Origin of the sequence: Pseudomonas sp. SG-MS2, assembly GCF_009933855.1 — a bacterium.
Taxonomy (GTDB): Bacteria; Pseudomonadota; Gammaproteobacteria; order Pseudomonadales; family Pseudomonadaceae; genus Aquipseudomonas; species Aquipseudomonas putida_E.
The window spans coordinates 1-21,933 of the sequence record NZ_MOMO01000174.1; the positions used below are offsets into that span (position 1 = coordinate 1).

14 protein-coding genes and 2 pseudogenes are annotated in these 21,933 nt (G+C 60.8%); 11 read left to right on the forward strand and 5 right to left on the reverse strand.

The window, feature by feature from the left end:
• A pseudogene (locus BLX42_RS14910) lies at positions 1-366 on the reverse strand (NADP-dependent glyceraldehyde-3-phosphate dehydrogenase); the annotation flags it as partial.
• A 138-nt stretch (positions 367-504) separates the two neighbouring features.
• Here BLX42_RS14910 and BLX42_RS14915 point away from each other — a divergent pair.
• Positions 505-2,106 carry a bifunctional diguanylate cyclase/phosphodiesterase gene (locus tag BLX42_RS14915; protein ID WP_046785981.1) on the forward strand — a complete coding sequence of 534 codons (1,602 nt, stop codon included), beginning with the start codon at positions 505-507 and terminating at the stop codon, positions 2,104-2,106.
• A gap of 6 nt (positions 2,107-2,112) precedes the next feature.
• Here BLX42_RS14915 and BLX42_RS14920 read toward each other — a convergent pair whose 3' ends face one another.
• Positions 2,113-5,901: a dermonecrotic toxin domain-containing protein gene (locus BLX42_RS14920; RefSeq protein ID WP_161872072.1), complete on the reverse strand. Its 3,789-nt coding sequence runs from the start codon at positions 5,899-5,901 to the stop codon at positions 2,113-2,115.
• Positions 5,902-6,214: 313 nt separating this feature from the next.
• On the opposite strand from BLX42_RS14920, the gene BLX42_RS14925 reads away from it, so the two are divergent.
• From BLX42_RS14925 to BLX42_RS14950, 7 genes are all read left to right on the forward strand, one after another.
• Entirely contained in the window at positions 6,215-7,363 is a 1,149-nt protein-coding gene (locus tag BLX42_RS14925) for a hypothetical protein (protein ID WP_046785983.1), read from the forward strand.
• Positions 7,364-7,438: 75 nt separating this feature from the next.
• Positions 7,439-8,557 (forward strand): glycosyltransferase family 61 protein, encoded by a 1,119-nt coding sequence (locus tag BLX42_RS14930; RefSeq protein ID WP_046785984.1) that lies wholly within the window; start codon positions 7,439-7,441, stop codon positions 8,555-8,557.
• Positions 8,558-8,895: 338 nt separating this feature from the next.
• Positions 8,896-9,072 (forward strand): EPS-associated small membrane protein EppA, encoded by a 177-nt coding sequence (eppA, locus tag BLX42_RS26560; RefSeq protein ID WP_168216558.1) that lies wholly within the window; start codon positions 8,896-8,898, stop codon positions 9,070-9,072.
• 303 nt (positions 9,073-9,375) lie between these two features.
• Positions 9,376-9,933 carry a polysaccharide biosynthesis/export family protein gene (locus tag BLX42_RS14935; protein WP_046785985.1) on the forward strand — a complete coding sequence of 186 codons (558 nt, stop codon included), beginning with the start codon at positions 9,376-9,378 and terminating at the stop codon, positions 9,931-9,933.
• Between the two features lie 25 nt (positions 9,934-9,958).
• Positions 9,959-11,074 carry a hypothetical protein gene (locus BLX42_RS14940; RefSeq protein ID WP_115274613.1) on the forward strand — a complete coding sequence of 372 codons (1,116 nt, stop codon included), beginning with the start codon at positions 9,959-9,961 and terminating at the stop codon, positions 11,072-11,074.
• Positions 11,075-11,094: 20 nt separating this feature from the next.
• Positions 11,095-12,663 carry a Wzz/FepE/Etk N-terminal domain-containing protein gene (locus tag BLX42_RS14945; RefSeq protein WP_161872073.1) on the forward strand — a complete coding sequence of 523 codons (1,569 nt, stop codon included), beginning with the start codon at positions 11,095-11,097 and terminating at the stop codon, positions 12,661-12,663.
• A 12-nt stretch (positions 12,664-12,675) separates the two neighbouring features.
• The gene (locus BLX42_RS14950) at positions 12,676-13,482 is read left to right on the forward strand and encodes a CpsD/CapB family tyrosine-protein kinase (protein ID WP_161872074.1); all 807 of its coding nucleotides are present in this window, start codon (positions 12,676-12,678) and stop codon (positions 13,480-13,482) included.
• 66 nt (positions 13,483-13,548) lie between these two features.
• Here the strand turns inward: BLX42_RS14950 and galE are convergent, their stop codons facing one another.
• From galE to BLX42_RS14965, 3 genes are all read right to left on the reverse strand, one after another.
• Positions 13,549-14,511, reverse strand: a complete 963-nt coding sequence (galE, locus tag BLX42_RS14955; RefSeq protein WP_161872075.1) for a UDP-glucose 4-epimerase GalE — start codon at positions 14,509-14,511, stop codon at positions 13,549-13,551.
• A gap of 75 nt (positions 14,512-14,586) precedes the next feature.
• Positions 14,587-17,187, reverse strand: coding sequence for a glycosyl hydrolase family 5 (locus BLX42_RS14960; protein WP_161872076.1), 2,601 nt, complete (start codon positions 17,185-17,187; stop codon positions 14,587-14,589).
• Positions 17,188-17,191: 4 nt separating this feature from the next.
• Entirely contained in the window at positions 17,192-18,718 is a 1,527-nt protein-coding gene (locus tag BLX42_RS14965; protein WP_161872077.1) for an O-antigen ligase, read from the reverse strand.
• A 94-nt stretch (positions 18,719-18,812) separates the two neighbouring features.
• Here BLX42_RS14965 and BLX42_RS14970 point away from each other — a divergent pair, with 94 nt between their 5' ends.
• The 3 genes and pseudogenes from BLX42_RS14970 to BLX42_RS14980 all read left to right on the forward strand — a co-directional run.
• Positions 18,813-20,189 (forward strand): oligosaccharide flippase family protein, encoded by a 1,377-nt coding sequence (locus BLX42_RS14970; protein WP_046785992.1) that lies wholly within the window; start codon positions 18,813-18,815, stop codon positions 20,187-20,189.
• A gap of 68 nt (positions 20,190-20,257) precedes the next feature.
• Complete coding sequence (locus BLX42_RS14975) at positions 20,258-20,452, forward strand: hypothetical protein (RefSeq protein ID WP_046785993.1); 195 nt, start codon at positions 20,258-20,260, stop codon at positions 20,450-20,452.
• A pseudogene (locus BLX42_RS14980) lies at positions 20,449-21,906 on the forward strand (FAD-dependent oxidoreductase); the annotation flags it as partial. The gene BLX42_RS14975 and the pseudogene BLX42_RS14980, both read left to right, overlap by 4 nt.
• Positions 21,907-21,933 lie beyond the last annotated feature (27 nt).

Sequence of the window (21,933 nt, forward strand, 5' to 3'; positions counted from 1 at the left end):
CAGCAGTTTTACCACGGCCTGGCGCTGTTCGCGCATGCGCGCAAGGAAGGTTTCGACATGCTGGATGCGTTCGGCGACACGCATGTTCGGCCAGGCGCCGCGGCCTTTGTCATAGGCCTGCACGGCGGCGTCCAGTGCCGTCAGTGCCGTATCAGCATCGAGCAGCGGGGCGCTGCCGAGGATGACCTGTCGCTCGCCGTCCCCTTCTTTTAGCCAAACCGGGCTGCGCACGGTGGCCAGCGGGCCGTCCCAGCGCCTCAGTTCGCCATTGACGAGGTAATCGCGTTGCTCCAGGGGGGCACCCAGCTGCCAAGGGGTGGGGACATCCTCGGCAGCAGGGAACAGCGAATCGAGCAGGTGGTCCATGTGTACTGCACCTCACAAGTCTGGGTAGGTGAATCGCTTCAGCTTCGAGGATGCACCCGGCGAAAGAAAAATACCAGTCTGGCTCAATATTGCCCGCAGTGCGCCGATACATAAGCAATCGAGCGCATACGAAGGCCTATGACCCCGTCCAATACCCCACTACCTGATGAACCGCCGCCCACCGGCCAGCTGCGCCGCTCCCTTGGCAGCCTGATGCCGGTGGGCTTTGCCCTGGCCGGGATCGCCCTGTCGGTGCTGCTGGGCCATCTGGACGTGCAGCGCCAGCCTGACGGCCTGATGGCCAGCCCTCTGGTCTCGCCGCTGCTCTGGTTCGCCCTGGCCTGTACAGGCTTGACCAGCCTGTTCCTGGCCCTGATCAACCGCAAGCAACGCCAGCTGCAGCAACGCAATCGAGAACTGCGCAGCTCCCAGGCGCAACTTGAGCGGCTGGCCCACTACGACACCATCACCGGCTTGCCCAACCGCGTGTTGTTCCAGCAGCAACTGGCCGATGCCATTCTCAAGGGCGATGGTCTGGCTGTGTTGATGCTGGACATCGATGGCTTCAAGCAGGTGAACGACAGCCTCGGCCATGCCATGGGCGACCTGTTGCTGCAGCAAGCCACCGCGCGTTTTTTGCAGGAGCTGGACGCGCCTGACCGGGTGTGCCGCCTTGGCGGCGACGAGTTCGTTTTCATGTTGCGCGGCACCCAGGGCCAGGTGAGCCACCAGGTGGCTCACCTGCTGCGCTGCCTGCAACGCCCGTTCGATCTCAATGGCAGTACCGCACTGGTGACCGGCAGTATCGGCCTGGCCAGGTGCCCGCAGCACGGCGAGGATGTCGGCAGCCTGCTGCGTCACGCCGATACGGCGATGTATGCAGCCAAGGAAAGCGGGCGCAACGCCTGGCGCCCCTACCACACCGACATGACTGCCCGCCTGCAGCAGCGCCTGGAGCTTGAGCGCAACCTGCGCCGTGCCTTGCAGGCGAACGAGTTCGAGCTGTGGTATCAACCCAAGGTCGACCTGTTCAGCGGCTGCCTGCAGGGTGTCGAAGCATTGCTGCGCTGGCGGGACCCTGTTCATGGCCTGGTGTCACCGGCCGAGTTCATCCCGCTGGCAGAGCGCACGGGCCTGATCATTCCGCTGGGTGAGCGCGTGTTGGCGCTGGCTTGCGCGCAGATGGCCGCCTGGCGCGACGAGGACCGCGTACCCGGGCCAATGGCGATCAACGTGGCGGCGCTGCAGATCGAGCGCAGCGACTATGTCTCCAGCCTGGCCCAGGCGCTGGAGTGTCACGGCCTGGCGCCGAGCCTGCTGGAAGTGGAAATCACCGAAAGTCTGCTGATGGAAAGCCAGCAACAGGCCTGTGAGGTACTGGCCCAATTACAGGCCATGGGCGTGACCACGGCGGTGGACGACTTCGGCACGGGTTATTCGTCACTGGCTTATTTGCGAGCGCTGCCGATCGATCACCTGAAGATCGACCGTGCGTTCATCAAAGACCTGCCGGACGATGACGATGCAGTGGCCGTGGCCCGGGCCATCATCGACCTGGGCCATGCGTTAGGCTTCCGGATCACTGCCGAGGGCATTGAAACCCAGGAACAGTATGACTTCTTGCGCAACGCCGGTTGCGACCAGGGGCAGGGCTATCTGCTGGCCCGGCCAATGCCGGCGGCGGACCTTGCGCGCTGGCTGGCGACCCGGGCCGAGCGGGGCCGCCAGGGCAGTGCCTGAAGCGGCTCAGAGATCCAGCAGCAAGGTAGCCGGCGAGTCTAGCGCCAGATCGCGAAAAGCGGGGTCTGCGTCCATGCGTTCGAGGCAGCGCCACAGTGCCTCCAGGCCTGCATCGAAGTCATCGAAATCGGCGATGTCCTCGATCAGCTGGCGCAGCTCTCGCCGGTAGTGCAACGGCACGCGCGCCCACAAGCGCAGTCGCTGTGCGCTGGCATTGGCCAACAGCGGCTGGTAGTCGATATCGGATACCAGAAGGTCAGCTCCATGAAGCTGGAAGTAATCCTCAATCTGCTCGCGAATGGGCAGCCCTAGCGCCGGGCTTTCCAGGGCCAAGGCATTGGCGTTGGCCGCGGGCAGGGTGAACCCCTGTGGAAGGCGCTGGAACTGGTTCTCGGACAGGTCGATGATCAACACCGACTCCAGTCGTTGAAGGCCTTGGGGGAGTTCGGTCAGGCCGCAGTTGACCATGAACACCGAGCCGAGCCCTGGAAGGTTCTGCAGGTTCGGCGCGTGGAGCAACGGGTTCTCGGAGAGATCCAGCACCCTCAACCCGTCCAGTCGTTCCAGTGCTGCCTGTGAGCGTGCGTCCCAGCTGATGCGGTTATGTTCAAGGTCAAGCCATTGCAGGTTGCCAGGTACCCGAACCTCTGGAACCGCGGCGAAGCGACAACGGCTCAAGGTCAGGCGCTGCAGTTCGGGCAGGCACTGCAGCCAGTGTGCGGGCAACTCGCTCAGTGCGCTGTTACCGCTGAGGTCAAGGTCCGCGACGTGGCTAAAACCTGCTGGCAACGTGAGGGTCGCCAAGTCGCTGTTTTCCAGTTCGAAGTTTTTCAGATCCAGGGAGTGGATGCGTTGACCGGTGGACAGCACACGTATCGAATTTTGCTGCCAGGCGTTGAGAATCCTGCGCACGGCGGGCTGGCGCCGGGGAACGGCCGTTGCCCATCGATCGAGGTCGGTGCGCAACTGTCTCAAGGTGTCTTCACGAATGCGCAATTCTGTCTCTGCAGAGCGCATCGTGTTACGCCAGTCTACCTGTAAGCGCTCGGCCTGTTCTTGGGTGATGCTGGGGTAGAGCCTGCGCAAGCGCGCCGGCACGCTTTGGTTGAAGAACGGTGAGGCGGGTGCCAGTGGAGTGACAGGTGCGCCACCGCGCAACCTGGGACGCGGGGTAGGGCGCTTGGCCTGTGGCCCCCAGAGGCGCATCGGCCACTTGCGCCGCTCGGCAGCGGCCAGGCGCTGCGTGCGCTCGCCCAGCGCGCCAGCACTGCCCCACGCGCGCTTGAGGTTTGGTGGCGCTGCGGCGTACAGCGCCTGGTACGCATCGGCATGCACTGGCCCGGCAACCGGGCGTTCGCCATTGAAGACCTCGTAGCCTTGACCCGACCTGAGCAACAGGCAACGCTCGCTGGCCTGTTCGTCGCCGATGGCTGCCAGCACGGTGCCCTCTGGCGTGGCCTCGCGGATCTCAACGCGCAACTGCTGTGGCCAGCCGGAGTACCGTTGCATGCAGGCGAGCAGCAAGCGTTCGCTGTCGCGGTTGGCCAGGCGCGGCTGATACAGGCCTTCCAGGGCACGGACCAATGGCAGATCCCGGGTGATCTGTTCGGCTTCCAGGTGCAGCCAGGCCGGTAACGCTCCTTGCGCTTGCCAATTGGCCAACGCCTCCGGTGAGAGCCGAGCCAGCAGACGCCTGGCAAGCGGTGGGGTCAATGGCGCGTAGGTATCGCACATCCGCTGCTCGGCGGCGCTTGTCGTACGGCCGTAAATACGCGTCAGTGCTGCGCCGTCCAGCTCGGGCATTTGCTTCGCCAGGGTAAAACGCTCCAGCGTATCGGCAAGCAGTGCAGGGGTGGCTTCACCGGCCAGGTGTACTGCCTGCAAACGTGCCCGGTCCACACCACTGATGACCATGGCCTGTTGCAGTTGCGCATCGTCCAGTGCATCCACAGGCAAGCCCAGGCGGCGCACGCACTGGCTGTCGGACCAGTCCTGAGGTGCCTCGTGTTCCGCGCGCCAGGCGCCTTCGCCGTTGTGTTCCAGCAGCGGCCGGTAGGCCTCGTGGTCACTGGGGTGGACGATCCTCCAGCGTTGGTCGGTGCCGTCCAGGGCAATTTCATAGTGTTGGCCATCCAGGTGGATGAATTGTCTGCCCTGGTGGGTTCGCAACCCTTGCGGGTTGGCTTCAAGTTCTGCTGGTAACTGCACGTTGCTCGCATAGCCCTTAAGGTCTGCACGCCAGAGCCGTCGGCTGCCGTCCCGCAGTTTCACCGGTTCAAGGCTTTCCATCAGCGCGCTGTTGAACAGCCTGGGCAGCACCTTGCCTGCCGCATGCAGACCGCCGATCGCAGCAAGGTTCAGGCCTACCGCCTCAATGTGCTGCAAGGCCAGGTGGCGGTCGCCGATGCTCCAAGCCTGGTAACCGTCGATCACCTCCCCAAGCAACTGGCAGGCGATTACCCCTGTCAACAGGGTGCCAACCCCGGGTATGAAGAAACCTGCAACCATCAGTGCGTCCAGCCCCATGCTTTGCCACTGGGCGATGCGCCGTTGGTGCGCTTGCCTGTCGACCTCTGCGGTAGGCACTGCCACGGCTGCGGCCTCGGCCTTCAGGCGTGCCACATGATCGCCATAGAGGAAAGCCAGCAGTGGCGCCTCGATGGGGGCAAGGGTCAGGTGCAGGTCGGCGCCCTCGCGCATCGACCACCGTTGATCTGCGGGGCTGTTACCTGGGGCGTCGAGGTTCTGGTGCAACAGGTCGAGGAAACGATAGCACTGCAACGATGAGACGTATCGCTGGAAACCCCGTCGGTAATCCGCTTGCAGCAAGTGGGTGGCGAGATGTGCATGTACGCCGGCACGGCCGGGAAACTGCAGCAGGCGCTGCTCATCACCGGGCAGGTACACCAACAAACCCGCCGTGCCGGCGTCGATGATCAGCACTTCGTGCAGTGCGATGCCGAACAGCGATGGCTGCCAGCAGCGTACGGGGGCCTGTGCCAGCAGTTGTTCAATGACATCACGGCCGGCGCCGGTAATGGTGTGGCGCAGCAAGGCCATGTCGGCGGCAAGGCGCAGGCGGTCACGCAGGGTCGTCATGAAGGCCGCGCGTACCGGGCTTGAGGGCGTTTCGAAGATCGCCTGCAGGTGTTCCTGATAACGCTGCCCAATGTCCAGGTCCCGGCAACTGCGGGCGAAGCCGCTGGGAGCAAGCGACAGCGGGTTGATACGGTATGACTCGGACGGCAGGTCGATATCGACCAGCGTTTCGCTGTCGCCCAATGTGGTCTGGCCGACGACCGTGGTGGCTTCGAACTGCGCATCACCGTCCAGTACCAGGGCGCTGTCGTGGCTGAACGTGGGCTGCTCTTCGAAGTTGTGCAGGGCGGCTTCGAGCAGGCTGGTCGCTTTGTGGCCGGTGACGTAGGTGCCGAAACTGAACCTGTGTTGAATATGGATGAGCTGGGTACTGCGCAGCGGCACCGACAGTTGGTGCTCGGCCTTCAGTCGTTGCTCGAGCACGGCTTCGGCGAATTCAGCAACGTTCTGCAGGCCCGCCATGGCGCGCGCCAGTTGGTACTGCGAGTCGTCCAGGCGGCGCTGGCTGGCAAGCACTGCTTCGCGCAGATCGGGTGCAGCATTGGCGAACCATGGCGCTTGACCCTCCAGGCCTTGCTCGGGCTGCACGCTCTCGCGCAAGCGCCGCCAGTGCTCAGGTTGCATCGTTCTGGCCCAGGCCGGTAGCTGTTCCTGGATCAGTTGCTGATGAGGGTTTTGAAGGGCGAAATCAGTCATCGTCGGTACCTGCATGAGAGAAAGAGCCGATAGCAGGCGCCGTTTGCATCGTAGCGGTGAGGTAGTTAATTACCCATTGCAACAATCAATGACCCAACGCGTACAGGAAAGAAAATTGACGTCATGAAATGAAGGCAGGCGATTGCAAAACGCCGCTTGCTAATACGCGAGCTTGCATCTTAAATTGTTACTGAATGTTAGGCCGGCAAGGGGCAATGTTGTCGGATTATCAGTCGCTTACGTCATTGTCTTGAGCAATAACCCGCTTCTCTTCCGATAAGGCCGTTTGAATTCAAAGGACGTCGAAGAAGAAATGAAAGCGCACATGATGGCCATAGCTCGAAAACTCATCTCACCTTCGCTGCGTTACGAGATCAGAACCGTATCAAACGTGTTACGCGACATGCTTGGGCGGGCGTGCTTCTGGCATTGGGAGGTCGCCCGGTTCAGGCTGCAGCAGCAAAGCCCCTACGAAATTCTCTACATCGGCAGGAAGCAACAGCGCGAAATGGCCAAGCTGTTGATAGGCGGCAAAGCGCAACAGCAGGCACCAGCACCCGAGGGCCCGGCGGGCAGCGTGCCCAGCCGCGTAGTAGTCAGTGAGTTACCCACCCTCGGGGCACTGTCCGTACCGCACTACCTGAGTGCCGTCGTACCGCTTGGGCGCTCGCTGGACGATATCACCGCGCGCTATGACAGTGAGTTGCGCCGCAGTATCCGCAAGAACCGACCGCTGTACCAGATGAGGCAAACGCTCTCGGATGACGAAATTGCCATGGCCGACCGTGACCTGCTTCGGCCTTATGCCAGCGCACGGCAAGGCATTCATGCGGCACAGTTTCCCACCGAGGAGGTGTTTCGTTTGGCCAAGGGGGTAGGCCGCCTGGACTTGATCACCTTGGATGGCGAGGTGGTGGCCTGTCACCTTGGTTGTGAGATAACCCGGGCTGGCAAGCGCTACTGGAGCACCTTGCGTTTCGGTTACTGCGAAGCCGTGTTTTCCGATGCCAAGAAACTGCGTGAGGTCAACTCCATCACCACCTACATGGCGTTGGAGTGGGCCTTGGCCAATGGCTACGACTATTACGACATCGGTCTTTGTCTGGCGCGCCCGGATGACGGGTTACTGAAGTGGAAGCGGCGGCGCGGGGGTGATATCGACTCGCTGGGCAACCACGCTTACATGTTCATCCGTCTACCCAAGACGGGAGTGGCCCGGTTTCTTTGGGACACGCCGCTGTTTGCGGTCGAGGGCAACAAGTTGACGCTGCACCTGGGTTTACCGGAAGGGTCCAGTGATGAAGCGCTTGCAAGCCGCTACCACGAAATGGTGTTTGGCGGCCTGCACAAGATATACCTCTATGGAAATAGAAGTTCGGGTGAGTTGTTTTTCGAGAACTTGCGCGAACGGTATGCCAACTTGAAATCACCGCCCACGATGGAAAGGGTGTTGTCCAATTAACTTAGCGTCAGGGCCGGCCTGGATAAGGACGTCGCTTGCGAGCTTTTTGGCGTGCTTATTATAAGGGGGCTTTCCATGGGTAGCGATATATCCAAGTTCAGTTCGACGCTGATCACCAGCGAAACTGTCTGGACACTGGCCGCCTACAAACACATGGCCAGAAAGCGGCTTGCCCGTAAAGCCGATATCGACATAAAAAGTCGGGCGGTTAAAACCTGGGACATCGCGCCCGGCGAAACCACCGTCTCTCCACCGGCGTATTTCTTGCCCAACCAGCTGGAACGCGTGACCGGTTGGGAGGCCAAGCGTTTTTTCCCCCATGTTCACCCCGCGCTCACCATGGAAGGCGGTATCCGTGCGCAGCAAGGCCCGACGCGCGGCTACCTGCTAAAGGATGTCTGGCTGATTGACGGGGCGTTATACAAAGACGACGCCAGCCATTGGCTGTCGTTGAAGCCCAGCACTTTCCCGCGGGTAACGGTGGACTACGAGATAGAGCGGGGTGCTGTGTATTGCACGCAAAACGGCAACACTTGGTTTGGTACCTGGTTGATGGAAGATTGCCCGACCTACGCACTGGCCTGCAACGAGGGCATCCCTGTTACCACGGCACCATCGGCCAGGTTTCCATTGTTTACCCAGGCCCCCGGCTATGAGGCGTGGCTGGACATGCAACCCTTGCGCTTGCGCAGCGCATTTTTCAAGGAGCTGGTGCTGTTCGACGACGTGAGCAACAACCGCAGCCGGCATCAGCGCTACCGTGCCATGGGCGACAAGTTGCTGTCGCATGTGGACCCTGTAACGCACCCTGGCGTGTTCATTCTGCGCGGCTGTGAAGGCCAATTGCGTTTGATGCGCAACGAACTTGAGGTCGCCGAACACTTGCGCAAGTACCGTGGCTTTCGCGTGATCGACCCACTCAGGTGCGATGTGCCGACCATCGTCGCGGCATGCGCGGGGGCCAGGACGGTGATTGGCGTGGAAGGCAGCCAGCTGGTTCACGGCGTCAATGTGCTGCGTTCAGGCGGCTCGCTGCTGGCGCTGCAGCCGCCTAACCGCTTCGTCAGCTACTACAAGTACCTGACGGACCGTGACCATCAGCATTTTGGCTTCGTCGTCGGCACGCCGCAGGGTGATGGCTTCACGATCGATATTGATGAGGTCGAACGTACCCTCGATCTTTTTCCGTCATAAGCGTGACGCTAAGCGCAATGATTCTCAATGTTTCTCGCCTATGAAACACATCGTTCAAGTCGTGCCCCGGTTCGACTACCCGCATGCTGGCCAGGGTGGGGCGCTGATGACAGTTTATTTTTATGGCATATCAATGAGTTGCTTGAAGCGCGAGCGGGTGAAAAGTGCCTGCATCTTCTGCATGTCGATAATTTGACGAGTCGAGGGGCAGTCGATTGAGATTTATTATGGTGTCGGAACGTTGACGTAATGGCATCGTGCCCATAAGCTCCAATCAACAGCGATTCATTCCTCCGCCAAAAACCCATAATAAATTTTCCTCTTCGTAGGAGGGGACCATGCGCTCAACACTGTTCATCAAATCCATCTTTCTGTTGGTGTTATTGAGTGGTGCGGCACGGGCGGCTGATTCTTATATGAGCCAGGCAAATATTGTTCCCTTGGCAACGGCAGGCTGGGTGTTTGCGTTTGCGGTGATCGGCTTTGTCGCAGTTGCCAACAGAAAGAAAATTTGAGGACGCTGTTGTTACCATTACGATCAACTTAACCGTACTGCCAGTGAATTGACGCTAAATAATAGATGTTTGCGTCGAAGACGGGATTAGCCGCTTGTCAATTTTACAGCTGTTGCTATATTCCAGTAGCTGACGCCCCAGACGCAAATTGGCAGTGGCAGGCGAAGCGGCATTGCGGTAAAGGGCCTCCTGGATGCTTGAGGCCGTCGCAGCGCTGTAACGGCTGCGAAGTGGAGCGAGAGGTTTAGTGTCGTTCTCATTCAGTGCTCTTGAACCTGGGCCGCAAGGCCGGAGGGATCCCTCATGGCGCGTTTGCTGATTTCCATCCTTTGCGTATTCGTGACTTGGTCCGGCACCAGCGTGGCCGATCAAGGCAACCCGGCGTACCTGCTCAGCCCCGGTGACAGGGTGCTGATTTCGGTCTGGCAAGAGGACACCCTTCGCCAGGAAACCGTCGTACTTCCCGATGGCAGCATCACCTTCCCGCTGGCAGGTCGAATCGATGTGGCCGGGCTGGACGTCACAGCGGTTGCCGACAAGGTCACTGCCGGCCTCAAACCCTACCTGGCAGATCCTAATGTAAGCGTCGTCGTCACGGGTACGGCGGGCAACCTTGTGTATGTGCAAGGCAAGGTCATCAAGCCAGGCCCGGTGCCCATGGCAGGCCCTACGGCGGTGCTTCAGGCGCTGAGCATGTCGGGTGGAATGGACAAATTCGCCGACGAAAGTGCCATCAAGGTCATCCGCGGCAGCGGCCCTTCACAAAAGGTATTGCCGGTGCGCTACAAGGATCTGGTTTCCGGGCGCGACATGTCCACCAACTTCCAACTTCAGGCTGGCGATACGCTGGTCGTACCTTGACCCTACCAATATATAAGAATCTCTAGTGCCTATTTTCCGACCAACGAATATTGCGACGGCAATCATGATGTTGCCGTTGTCTGGGGTGGTTCACGCCGCCATTTGGCAGTCTTCAGTCGTGGTGCCCACGTCTGTCGAGTACGACAGCAACCCATTGCTCCTGACGTCCGAGGAGAAAGGTGTGACGCGTACCATCATTGCGCCCGACTACAGCCTGATCGGTCAGTTCGACCGCGACCAGTTGCGCCTGGGCCTGGGTGTCAACGTGCTGCGCTCATCCGACCGGTCGATCGTCGATGACCGAGAAGACCCCAAGGTGAGCCTGGGGTGGCAGCGCGAGACCGAGACCGGTGGCTTTGGCTTGCTGGCGCGCTACGAGGAGAGTTCCACGCTGTCCGGTGCTGTGCAGGACACCGGTGTTGTCACCACCGACGGCACGCAGGAGATGTCCACGCTCGAGGCCAACTGGAGCAGCGCGGTGACCGAGCGCAGCACGCTGGCCAACGTCCTGACCTACTCACATGCCCGTTATGACATCAGTTCGTTGACCGGTTACGACGAGCTGTACAACACATCGACATGGACCTACGCCTGGAGCGAGCGCACCGACATCATCACCGGTTTCGACGCCAGGCGTTATGAACCGCAGGACGATACCACCGCGGTGTCCTCCAACAGCTACAGCCCGAATATCGGTGTCAGGCACCGGTTTTCCGAACGGTTTGAAGGCGAGATGCATATCGGCGTGAACAAGACCACGGGTTCTGGCGGCGGGCGCCGCGGTGAAGGTGGCATGTCGCTGTTCTACCGAGGCGATCGTGCCGATGCCACCTTCAGCGCTGAGCGCAGCACCGTTGCCAACGCCGAGGGCGGCTTTGCCGAACTCGATATGGTACGCGGCAGTTGGAGCTACCTGGTCACCGAGGTCGACCGCGTGGGCGTCGATGCGTCCTGGCAGGACAGCAAAGGGGTCTCGCCAAACACGTTACAAACGTATGGCATCTGGGCAAGCCGCGCATTTTCACCGGCCTGGGACCTGCGTTTCTCGTTGATGTACAAGCAGCGCCAGCAAGACGGCTTGCCCGATGCTGACGCGACCATTGCCGGATTGACGCTGACGTACAGATATCCCGACATCTGACTCTCGCACGGGTGGCCACCATGAAAACGGACTACGAGCTTTCCCTTAAAGATTACATCGCCATCATCAAGGACCGCGCCTTGTTGCTGGGGGTGAGCATCGTGGTCGTGATTGCGGCAACCGTCGGGGTCGCCGTCACGGTGCCGCCCCTTTATCAGTCGACCGGCACCATCCTGGTGGAGTCGCAGCAGATTTCGCCAGAGCTGGTCTCGGCCAACAACAACAGTTTTGCCGATGAGCGTATCGAGGTCATTCGTCAGCGCGTCATGACCCGCGAGAACCTGCTGAAGATCATCGACAAGTACAACCTGTTCGCCGACAAGGGCAGGCGGTTCAGTGAGACCGACAAGATCGAGCAGATGCGCAGTGCAATCGTCGTGGCCACGCTCAGTACCTACGTCAAAGGGCGTGGCGAGGCGACGGTCGCGTTCACGGTTTCCTACGAGGACAAGCGCGCTGAAGTTGCCAAGGAAGTGGCCGACGAGTTGGTGACGCTGTTTCTCAACGAAAACATGAAACAGCGCACCGAGCGCGCAACCGAGACCACCGAATTCCTTACCCAGGAGGCGAACAAGCTGGGCGCCGAGCTGGCTGCGCTCGAGAACAAGCTGGCGGATTTCAAGCAGGCGCACGCCAATGCCTTGCCTGAGAACCAGCAGTTGCGCATGAGCATGTTGTCGCGTTCGGAGCTGGAGTTCCGCGAGGTCGATCGCGACTACAAGGCTGCCCAGGAAGAGCTGCGTTACCTCGAACTGGAGCTGGCGGCCGCCAATGCGGGGGTGCCCGCGCAGGCGGCTGGCGGCAGGCCTGCCTCGGCGGACCAACCACAGGACCTGGCCAGCCTCAAGGCCGAGTATGCCCGGCTGTTGACCAGGTACACCCCGGCGCACCCCGATGTGATGGCGGTCAAACGCAAGATCGACCTGCTCAAGGCGTCGGGCGAGAAGGGCATCGCCGCTGCGGCGGCCATGAACCTCGATGCTGCCAGGGTACGTACCAAAATGGCGGCTACGCAGTCACGCATCGCATCGCTTGCCGAACAGAAACGTCAGCTGACGGCCAAAATGGAAGGCTATGAGGCCGATATCCTCGAAGCTCCGCAAGTGGAGCGCGGCCTGGTAACACTGATGCGTGACCATGACAACGCACGCAAGAAGTATGAAGAAATCCGCGACAAGGAAATGGGCGCGAAGATCACCGAAAGTCTGGAGCAGGAAAACAAGGCTGAGCGCTTCGTGTTGCTGGAGCCACCCTTGATGCCGGAAAAACCGGTCAAGCCCAACCGCAAGAAAATTGTCGCCCTTGGCCTGGTGTTGGCGCCGGCAGTGGGCGGCGCGCTGGTGATGCTGCTGGAAATGCTGAACCAGCGTATACGGGGTGTCGGTGCGCTGGAAAGCGTGCTGGGCAAGCGGGTGCTGGTGGCCGTGCCGTACATCACCACGCAGGCCGATGTGGCCAGGCGCCGCAAGTGGCGGGTGCTGCTGGTCATCGGCGGGTTGTTGCTGGTTGCTATGCTGATGGTGGTCGTCCATGTGTTCTACATGCCACTGGACCTCTTGCTGTTTAAAGCTATGGCTCGGTTTGAATAGGGAAGCGCAGCGATGGACAGAATTACGCCGGCTATCGGAAAGAACATTCATCAGGTTTCTCCCACTCCCGCTGAAACGCCAAAGGCGGCGCCTGTGTCGGAGCAGCCCGAAGCCTTGGGGCAATTCGATTACGTGCAGACCAAGGTGGTGCCGCTGCGTGCGGAGCATCTGGAACGCAACCGGATCGTCTCCTACAACAAGAACTCGAACATGAGCGGGGCCATCGACCTGCTGCGCACGCAAGTGCTGCAGGCCATGGAAGAAAACGGCTGGCGGACTTTGGCGATCACCTCGCCGACACCCGAGGCGGGCAAGACAGTGCTGGCGGTCAACCTGGCCATGAGCATCGCCCACCACACCACCAAGACCGCGCTGCTGGTCGACTTCGACCTGCGTCGGCCAAGGGTTGGCAGCAGCCTTGGCCTGCCCATGGACAAAGCGCTGAACGAGCTGCTCAAAGGCGAGGTCTGGCTGGAAGAGGTACTGGTCAACCCGACCTTGCCGCGGTTCGTGGTGCTGCCCACGCGTGAACCGATACCGATGTCTACCGAGATGTTGTCATCGCCCAAGGTCAACAGCCTGATCAGCGACCTGCGCGACCGCTACGACTCGCGTATCTGCATTTTCGATCTGCCACCGCTGTTGAGTTCCGACGATGCATTGACCGTCTTGCCGAAGTTCGACTGTGTGCTGCTGGTAGTGGCCAACGGGGTGAACAGCAAGAAGGATATCGAAGACTGCCTGCATCATCTGGCGACGGCGAATTTGATCGGGGCGGTATTGAACAAGGCGGATGAGCAACCGCGGCCTTACTACTGAGCCTTTGATTGCTGATGCAAGGAGCTGGCTAGCCATGCTTGCTCCTTGCTTGCTATTGCGCTCACGTCATTGCCAGGGGTACTGACGCTCCCAGTCCCAGGCGTGCCGCACAATCTGCTCCAGTGAATCGAACCGTGGCTGCCATCCCAGCACCTCCCTGGCCCGGGCAGCATCGGCAACCAGCCTGGCCGGGTCGCCATCGCGCCGCGCTGCCTCGACCACGTTGATCTGCCGCCCGGTCACGACCCGGGCGGTATCGATCACTTGCTGCACCGAAAACCCAAGGCCATTGCCCAGGTTGAACGCCGTACTTGCGCCGCCGGCCAACAGGTAGTCCACCGCCAGCGCGTGTGCCGACGCCAGGTCGGCCACATGCACATAATCCCGAATGCAGCTGCCGTCGGGTGTGTCGTAATCATGGCCGAACACGGTGATCGCCTCGCGCCGACCAGAGGCCGCCTGCAGGATCAACGGGATCAGGTGGGTTTCCGGTTCGTGGCATTCACCCAGCGAACCTTCCGGGTCGGCGCCCGCGGCATTGAAGTAACGCAGGCACACCGACCGCAATCCGTAGGCACGGTCGAAGTCCTGGAGGATCTGCTCCACCATCCACTTGCTGCGCCCGTAGGGATTGATCGGCGCCTTGGGGTGCTGCTCATCGATGGGGATGTACTGTGGGTCGCCGTAAACGGCTGCTGTAGAGGAGAAGACCAAGTGCCTGATCCCGGCTCGCACCATGGCATCGAGCAGGGTCAGCGTGGCGGCGACGTTGTTCTGGTAGTACTTGCACGGGGCGGTGACCGATTCTGCCACCTGGATGAACGAGGCAAAATGGAAAACGGCGTCGAAGTGGCAGTCGTCGAACAGCGCATCTAGCGCGAGCGCATCAGCGATATCCAGCTCGACCCATTCGATATCAGGGCCAGTGGCCACGGTATCCGCTACCACCACTTCATGCCCGGCGGCCAACAGGTGCTTGACCATGTGTGAGCCGATATAGCCTGAACCCCCGACAACCAAGTACTTCATCCAATCCTCCTGGAACAGAAGCAGCGTCGAATGCCTGGAATACAGGTCTGAATTGACTCTAGATGGCGATATGCCCTATTTCAAGAAAAGCCAGTTGGTCATGCTGCGCCCGTCGAAACGGATAAGGTAGCGCCCCTCTTCGTAGCTCGACGCCAGCACCTGCTCCTGTCCATCGGCCGTGCGGCCGTAGAGTTTCAAGCCTGCTGGCGCCTTGACGCTCAGGGTGCCTTCGAGCGGCTCGACGTGAAACGGAGTCATGTCGTCGGGGCGGGGCACAGCACGGGTACCCAGTGAAATCAGCAGGCTGCGCGACTGGTTGAGCGGCTTGGTATCGAGGCTTTGTACCACCACGCTGGCATACGCGGTTTTCAGTTGCAGCTGGATGTCGCCAAGGTCCATTGCCTGGCCACCCAGCCAGCCAGTCGCGGCCTGGGTCGAGGGCGTGTCAATGGTGTAGACGCCCTGTTGCCAGTTGCGCCGCAGTTGCCCGGTATCGGTGACCGACTCGCTGGCGTTGGCATCGAGCAGTGAGTGGTCTGGGTCACGCAGCACCTGCGCATCGGCCGGGATGGCACTGGCCTGTAGCCACGGCAATTGCGCTGTCTGGGGCATGGCGATCTGCAGTTGGCCCTTTTCCATGGCGGTGCGCAGCAGCACCGAGGTATTGGGTGTGATCCGCCTGTTGAACAAGGTGTCTGGAGTGGGTGCGAAGACGTAACGGGTTTTTGCCAGCTGCACGTCCTCGCGGCGATAGAGCAGGGCGGCGGCGGGCAGGGTGGCCATCAGCGCCGGGTCGTTGTAGGCATTCCAGTTGTCTGCGCGGCGCCACTGGCTAAAGAAGCCCTGCTGGCTGTAAGCGTATTGCATGATTGCGTCCCAGCCCTGGTGGCTGGCCGTCGCTGCTATGTAAAGCGGCAACGAGTGGCGGTCAGGCAGCGGGAAGGGTTCGGCGTTCCACTCGGTGACCGTCATCGGCAGTCCCACCACCTGAGCGGCGCCGAGCCAGTCGATCATGCCGTCGCTGGTCAACGGGTTCTTCTCCAGCTGCCCGATGCCGCCATAGCTGTGGGCATCGATGACGTCACCCGTGGTCAGCGACGGCAGCGAGGACAAGCCGTTGCCGCCCCAGGTGCTGGTGGTGGAGATGGGTACCTTGACCCCGATGTTGCGCAGGTCCTTGATCATGTCAGCAAAAACGCGGTGTTCGAGGTCGTTGAGGAACAGCTTGGAGGGCCCGTGTTCCCAGGCACGCCAGGTCTTGTCCGCCGGCAGGTCCTGGCGGGCGGCGAAAGCCTTGGCCTCGTCCATGTACAGCCGGCTGTGGCGTGGCACGCCCTTGTCCGGCAACAGGGCGTTGCCAAAGTGCTGGGTGATGTCGTTTTCGTTGGTGAGCAAAATGGCCGCGATTGCCGGGTCGTCCTTGTAGGCAAGCCCCGTATAGCGGTTGACGTGGTTCATGTAGCGTTCAGCGAAGCGCTTCATGGCCTGGGCAATGGTGACGTTGACGTAGGCATAGCCCTTTACAGCGGCAACCCCTTGCTCTTTGGGCAGTTCATCGAAGGCGTAAATGTTGTCGTTGGCGGTCAGGATGCGTGACACGTTCATGTCGAGCCAGACATACACGCCTTCGTCCTTGAGGCATTTGATCCACCAGTCGATCTTCCTAAGCGCTTCGGCGTCGAGTTGCTCGGTGTTCTTGAGCTGGGTGAGATCGCCGAAGATGTTCGGGCTCACCCACGGGGAGTCGTGGTGGTGCAGCCTTACCAGGTTGAAGCCCAGTGCCGATAGACGCTTGGCCTGCGCCTTGATTTCCTCGTCAGGCGTTTTGAACAGGGCATAAGCCGACAGGTTGGTGCCCCAGAAGCGCGCCGGGGTGTTGTCGGCAAACACCAGTTGCTCACCGGATGCTTTGACGAAACCACGTTTGCCGGCTGGTATTTCCCCCGCGTTGAGGAACGACAGGTCCACAGGTGACGTGCGCCAGTCCAACTGGTCATCCGGCCATTGCGTGGGGTCGGCCAGACCGAAGCGTTCGCTGGGCGTGGGGCCTATGGCAATATCCCCGGCAACGGTCAGCACCGCCTTGATCTGTTGGCGGCCAGGCAGAATCGGGTCGCTGTAGAAGAAGGTTCGCACCTGGCTGGTATCGCCCCGCTCGAAATAGACCTTGGCCAACGGGGGATCGAAGCGCATTTGCACACGTGGCCCGACGCTGTTCTTGCCCCAGGCCCAACCGCGGTTGTCTGGCAACAGCACAGGGTCGCCCATTTCCCCGGCTATCAGCGCCGGGTCGAAGCGCCAGACGATGCCGCCGCCCATCACATCGGCCTGCTTGCTCTGTGCCTGCAGGTCGAAGTGCCAGGTCAGGGTTTGCCCCTGGTCCTTCTGGATATCGGCTTTCAGGTCGAAATCAAGGTCCTTGTTTCGCCCCGTCAAGGTGTAGCGGTAAGGCCCCTGAACCTTGAGTGTCGGGTAGAAGCCCGTCCAGCTCCAGTCTTCACCCCAGAAGTCGAAGCTTGAGGCAAAGGCCGGACCGCCGCCGCGCGTCAGGTTGGGCAGGCCGTTCTGTTCGTCGACGCTGACGACCCACTCCGAGGCCATGCCGGCCAGCGGCAGCATCAGCAGGCCAACCAGTGCCGTTGCCCGGGTCAAGGGGCAGAATGAAGTGCAGGTCATTGAACTACCTCGGTTGCAGGCTGGCGTTGGCAGGGTGTTCGGCATCGGCGAAAGCGTGCCTGCGGACCATCTGGATGTAGGCGATGCCGAGCCCGGCAATCGACCAGTACACCACCGGGATTACCGTGATGCTGCTTACCGTGAAAATGGTTACCAGGATGCCCAGCAATGTCGCCAACAGCACCCTGCCGAGCTGGCGGTAAGGGTCACTCTTGTCGGGGAAGGTACGCATGCTCTTGTTGATGCCCATCAGGACGCAGGCGAAGAACCCCACGAACAGCGCCAGCCCTACCAGGCCGATCCTTAGCGCCAGGCCGATGTAGGTGTTGACGATGTCGATGATGCCCTCGCCCTGGATCATCGATTGCATTTCCGGCGTGTTGCGGAAATCGAACGATCCGAATAACGGGTAGCGCTGAATGACGATCCACGAATTGTCGAGCAGTCGCTCGCGGTAGGTTATGTTCTCATTGTCCACGCTGCCGATGAACGGCAGCAGGTCGAGGATCTTTTCGCCGCCGGGCACGATGGTCAGCAGCGGAATGCTCAGCACCCCTGCCAGTGCCAGCAGGGACAGGCGCGTGACTGCACGCTTGCCCATGGCGATGAACACGACAATCATCACCACCGCGCCCACCCATGGGCCGCGTGACAGTGGCGCAAACAGGCCGGCGGCCAGCAGCAAGGCCCCAAGGTTGCGCTGCAGCTGGCTGCGCACGAAGCCCTGCACGAACAGGAACAGACCAATCGCAACCGTGATCACATAGCCCAGGGCAATGGCCTGGCCGGCGGTGACGCTGGCGCGCAACGAACCGCCCCGGCTCAGGTAGCCTTTCATGCTCCACTCCACACCCAGGGCGTCGAGCAACGCGTTGTACAGCAGCCAGTGGCGCGCGTACTCAGCGACGGCCAGCAGCGACAAGACCAAAGCGGCAATGACGAAGGCCAGCATCGCGTCCTTGAAGTCGCTCAGCTCCCTCAACCCGCGGCTGGCGACGTAGTAGGGCAAGAACACGTCGACATACAAGTACACCGCCTGGCGCAGGGTATCGGTAATCGTGGTCTCGCGCAGGTACAGCAGCCCCATCAGCAACAGGCTGGCGGCCAGCAGCTTGTCGGCCCACAGGCGGCCGAAACGCAGCGTATCGCTCTGCTTGCTCAGCACCAGTGCGGCGGGGAGCAGCACGCACAGGGTCAGGATGCGCTGATGGTTCAGCTCGATCAGGTAGTTGACCACGCCAAAGCCGGGCACCTCTTTCGACGCGGGCGGTATGACGAACAGCAACAGGAAGAACAGCGCCATGGGGTTGCGCTCGCGGCGCCTGGCCGTGAGCAGCATGACGGCGGCAACGGCGGTGTAGATCCAGTAGCTGTGGGCAAAAAAGGCCACCAGTGTCAACGCGAACCACAGGTTGCGGCGGCGCTTGAAATCGCTCTCGGCAATCAGGTCCTTTGCCGGGCTGCGTGCGAGAAAGAACACCACGCAAGCCAGGAACAAAATGACGATCAGCGCACGTAAATGTTCGGGCATGGGAGAGGTCACCTGTCCCTGGGTGGATGGGCACTAGCATCATGGCTAATTGAAACTATAGTGACTTCTAGCCATTCAGTCAGAGATTCAAGTCATGCCGTCGATTGATGTGCAAGCACCTGCCAGTCTGCGCAAGCGTGCCATGGGCGCAGGCGCATGGAACCTGGTCTCGCTGGTGGCCTCGCAGGTGCTGCGCTTGGGCGGCAACCTGATCATGGCGCGGATACTGCTGCCGGAAATGTTTGGGGTGATGGTCATTGCCACCACCGTTTCTGTGCTGCTGCACCTGCTGTCCGATGTCGGCCTGCGGCAGAACATCATCCAGAGCCATCGCGGCGACGACCCATTGTTCCTCAACACCGCCTGGACGGTGCAGATCGTGCGCGGCTTTGTGCTGTTCGCGCTGACGCTGCTGCTTGCCCTCGGCGCCTGGTGGGCGCAACTGGCCGATCTGTGGCCGGCGCATTCCACTTATGCAGCGCCAGAGCTGCCGCTGGTGCTGGCGGTGACCGGCATTTCAGCGATCATCTGGGGTTTCCAGTCCACCAAGATAGACGTCGCGGTACGCGCCTTCCAGCAAAAGCGCGTGGTGCTGATAGAGCTCGCATCGCAGGTCGTCGGGCTGGTCACGATGCTGGTGATCGGCTATTTCACCCGGTCCATCTGGTCTCTGGTGGTAGCCGGCCTGGCCTCGGCGCTGGTTGGCACGTTACTGGGCCATTTCGCCTTGCATGGCCCGCACAACCGCCTGCAATGGGACCGTGCAGCGCTCACCGAACTGATCGTGTTCGGTCGCTGGATACTGCTGTCTTCGATGGTCGGGGTATTGGCCATGTATGGCGACCGCATCTGGTTCGGCGGCACGATGACGGTGGCGCAGCTTGGGGTGTATTCCATTGCTGTGCTGATTCTCGGGTCGATCCAGACCGGCTTGCTCAAACTGGTCGGGTCAGTGGCGCTTCCAGCCTTCAGCGAAGCGGCCAGGGCCGGTGACCAGGCGCGCCTGAAAAAACTCTACTTCCACTTCAGGCTGCTGGTCGATCTGGTCATGCTGTTCCTGTGTGGCGGTTTCCTGACGGCCAGCCCGCTGCTGATCGGCTGGATGTACGATGAGCGCTATGCCGACGCAGGCCCGATGCTGGCTATCCTGTCGCTGTCGTTCTTCACCTTGCGCTATACCTTGGCACATCAGTTGTGGATCGCTTTGGGCCATACCAAGTACCAGGCGATGGACAACATCATCCGGCTCGTCTCTTTGTGGGCACTGATACCGTTGTTGCTGGCCATTGGCGGAGTGAAATACGCCATCTGGGGGGCCGCTTTGCATACCTTTCCGACGCTGGTACTGATCGTCTATGTCAATTCCAAGCTGAATATCTGGAGTATGAAGCGTGAACTTGTGGTGCTACCGATGATTGCGGTCGGCGCATTGTGTGGCTTCCTGATCACGCGTTTGTTCGACTGGCTCTGAAGCCTTCCCGGCAGGCTGCACATAACGATACCGGGCTAGATAAAATCAACGGCATAGGTCTTGTGATCATGGGGAAGCTACAGTTTCTTGATCGGCAATCGGGTCGCCGCGGCTTTCTTCGCAATGGCGTGTTGCTGGGCGTCGGCGTAGCTGTTTTCGGTATCGTCCCTGGCGCTGGGCGCAAACCGGCGGAAAAGGGCGGGTTCGTTGTGATCAACGGCTGGGTCTTGCCTTCGGAATACTTCAAGGACGGTCGAGCATGATCAAGGACTTCGAGGCTGAGAAAACCCTGCGCGAAGCCTACGACGTGTGCATCATCGGTGCCGGCCCGGCCGGCATCACCCTGGCCCTGCAGCTGGCGCAGGCGGGGTGGAGTGTGGTGCTGCTCGAGGGGGGAGGGCGTGAGTATGAGCCGCGCTCGCAGGAGCTCTACGCGTGCACCTCGACCGGCCTTGAGCTGTATGCCGAACAGACGCGCCTGCGTTACCTGGGCGGCACCTCCAATCATTGGGCAGGCCGTTGTCGCCCCTTCACTTCGTCCGATTTTGCCGTAGCGCCGCCTGTCGGCCTGCCGGGCTGGCCGATCGACTATGCGCAGATCGAGCGCTACCTGCCGGCGGCCATGGCGATCGTTGACCTGCCGAACGGGGCTGGCTTTAAAACCGTGAACACCGGCTTGAACGGTGGCGAATTCGATGCTGACTGTTTTCTGCTGAGCCCGCCAACACGGTTCGCGCAAAAGTACGCATCGGCGCTCAACGAGACGCCCGGGCTGGAGGTGTTCATCAACTGCAACTGTGTCGACCTCGAATTCGATCAGGCTTCAGGGCAATTGAAGGCAGCGGTGGTGTCCGATTACGACCAGCATCGCGAGCGTGTCGCGGCCAATCAGTTCGTCCTGGCGATGGGGGCGATCGAGAATGCCAGGCAATTGCTCAACAGCGCTTCGCTGGTGGGTGCTGGCGTGGTGAAAAAGGAGGGCCTGACCGGGCGTTGCCTGATGGAACACCTGAACATCGACTTGGGTACCTTCATACTCAAAGATGGCTTGGGCACCGAGCCGCGCCAGTATTACACCACCGATGCATTCGTCGCTGAGTACCATGCCGGCAAGGGCAATGTTTCCGCTACGGTGCTCTCCGATGTGCAGACCTACGGCAGAACGGCCGAGGTCAAATACTTTCTGGAAACCCTGGCGTGTCAGATGGGGCTGGCCAGCAAGATCGAGTTCGTCGCCAAGTTCAGTTGCCCCGGCGATGGCGTCATGACCACGATGATCGAACAGTTCCCGGATGCACAAAGCCGCATTTCGCTGCTCGACGAAACAGATGAGCTGGGCGTGGCCAAGGTCAATGTCAATTGGGTACTCAGTGCCACCGACAGGCATACCATCAAGTGCATCGGCGCTGAACTGGCCAAGCAGTTCGCCCAGGCGGGGCTCGGCTTCGTCAAGCTCAACGATTTTGTCTATGACACCGAGTTGCCCCTGAAACTGTCGCCCCATGCCCATCACATGGGCACCACACGCATGGCGGCATCCCCCGAGTTCGGCGTGGTCGACGCCAACTGCAAGGTGTTCGGCAGTGAAAACCTCTATATAGCGGGCAGCAGCATTTTTGCCACAGGTGGCGCCTCGAACCCGACGATGCCGCTGTTGCAGTTCGCACTCAGATTGGCCGACCACCTCGATACGAAGATGAAGGCGGCCAGTGGGGCAGTTGTTCGAAGGGATGAGCAATGTGGG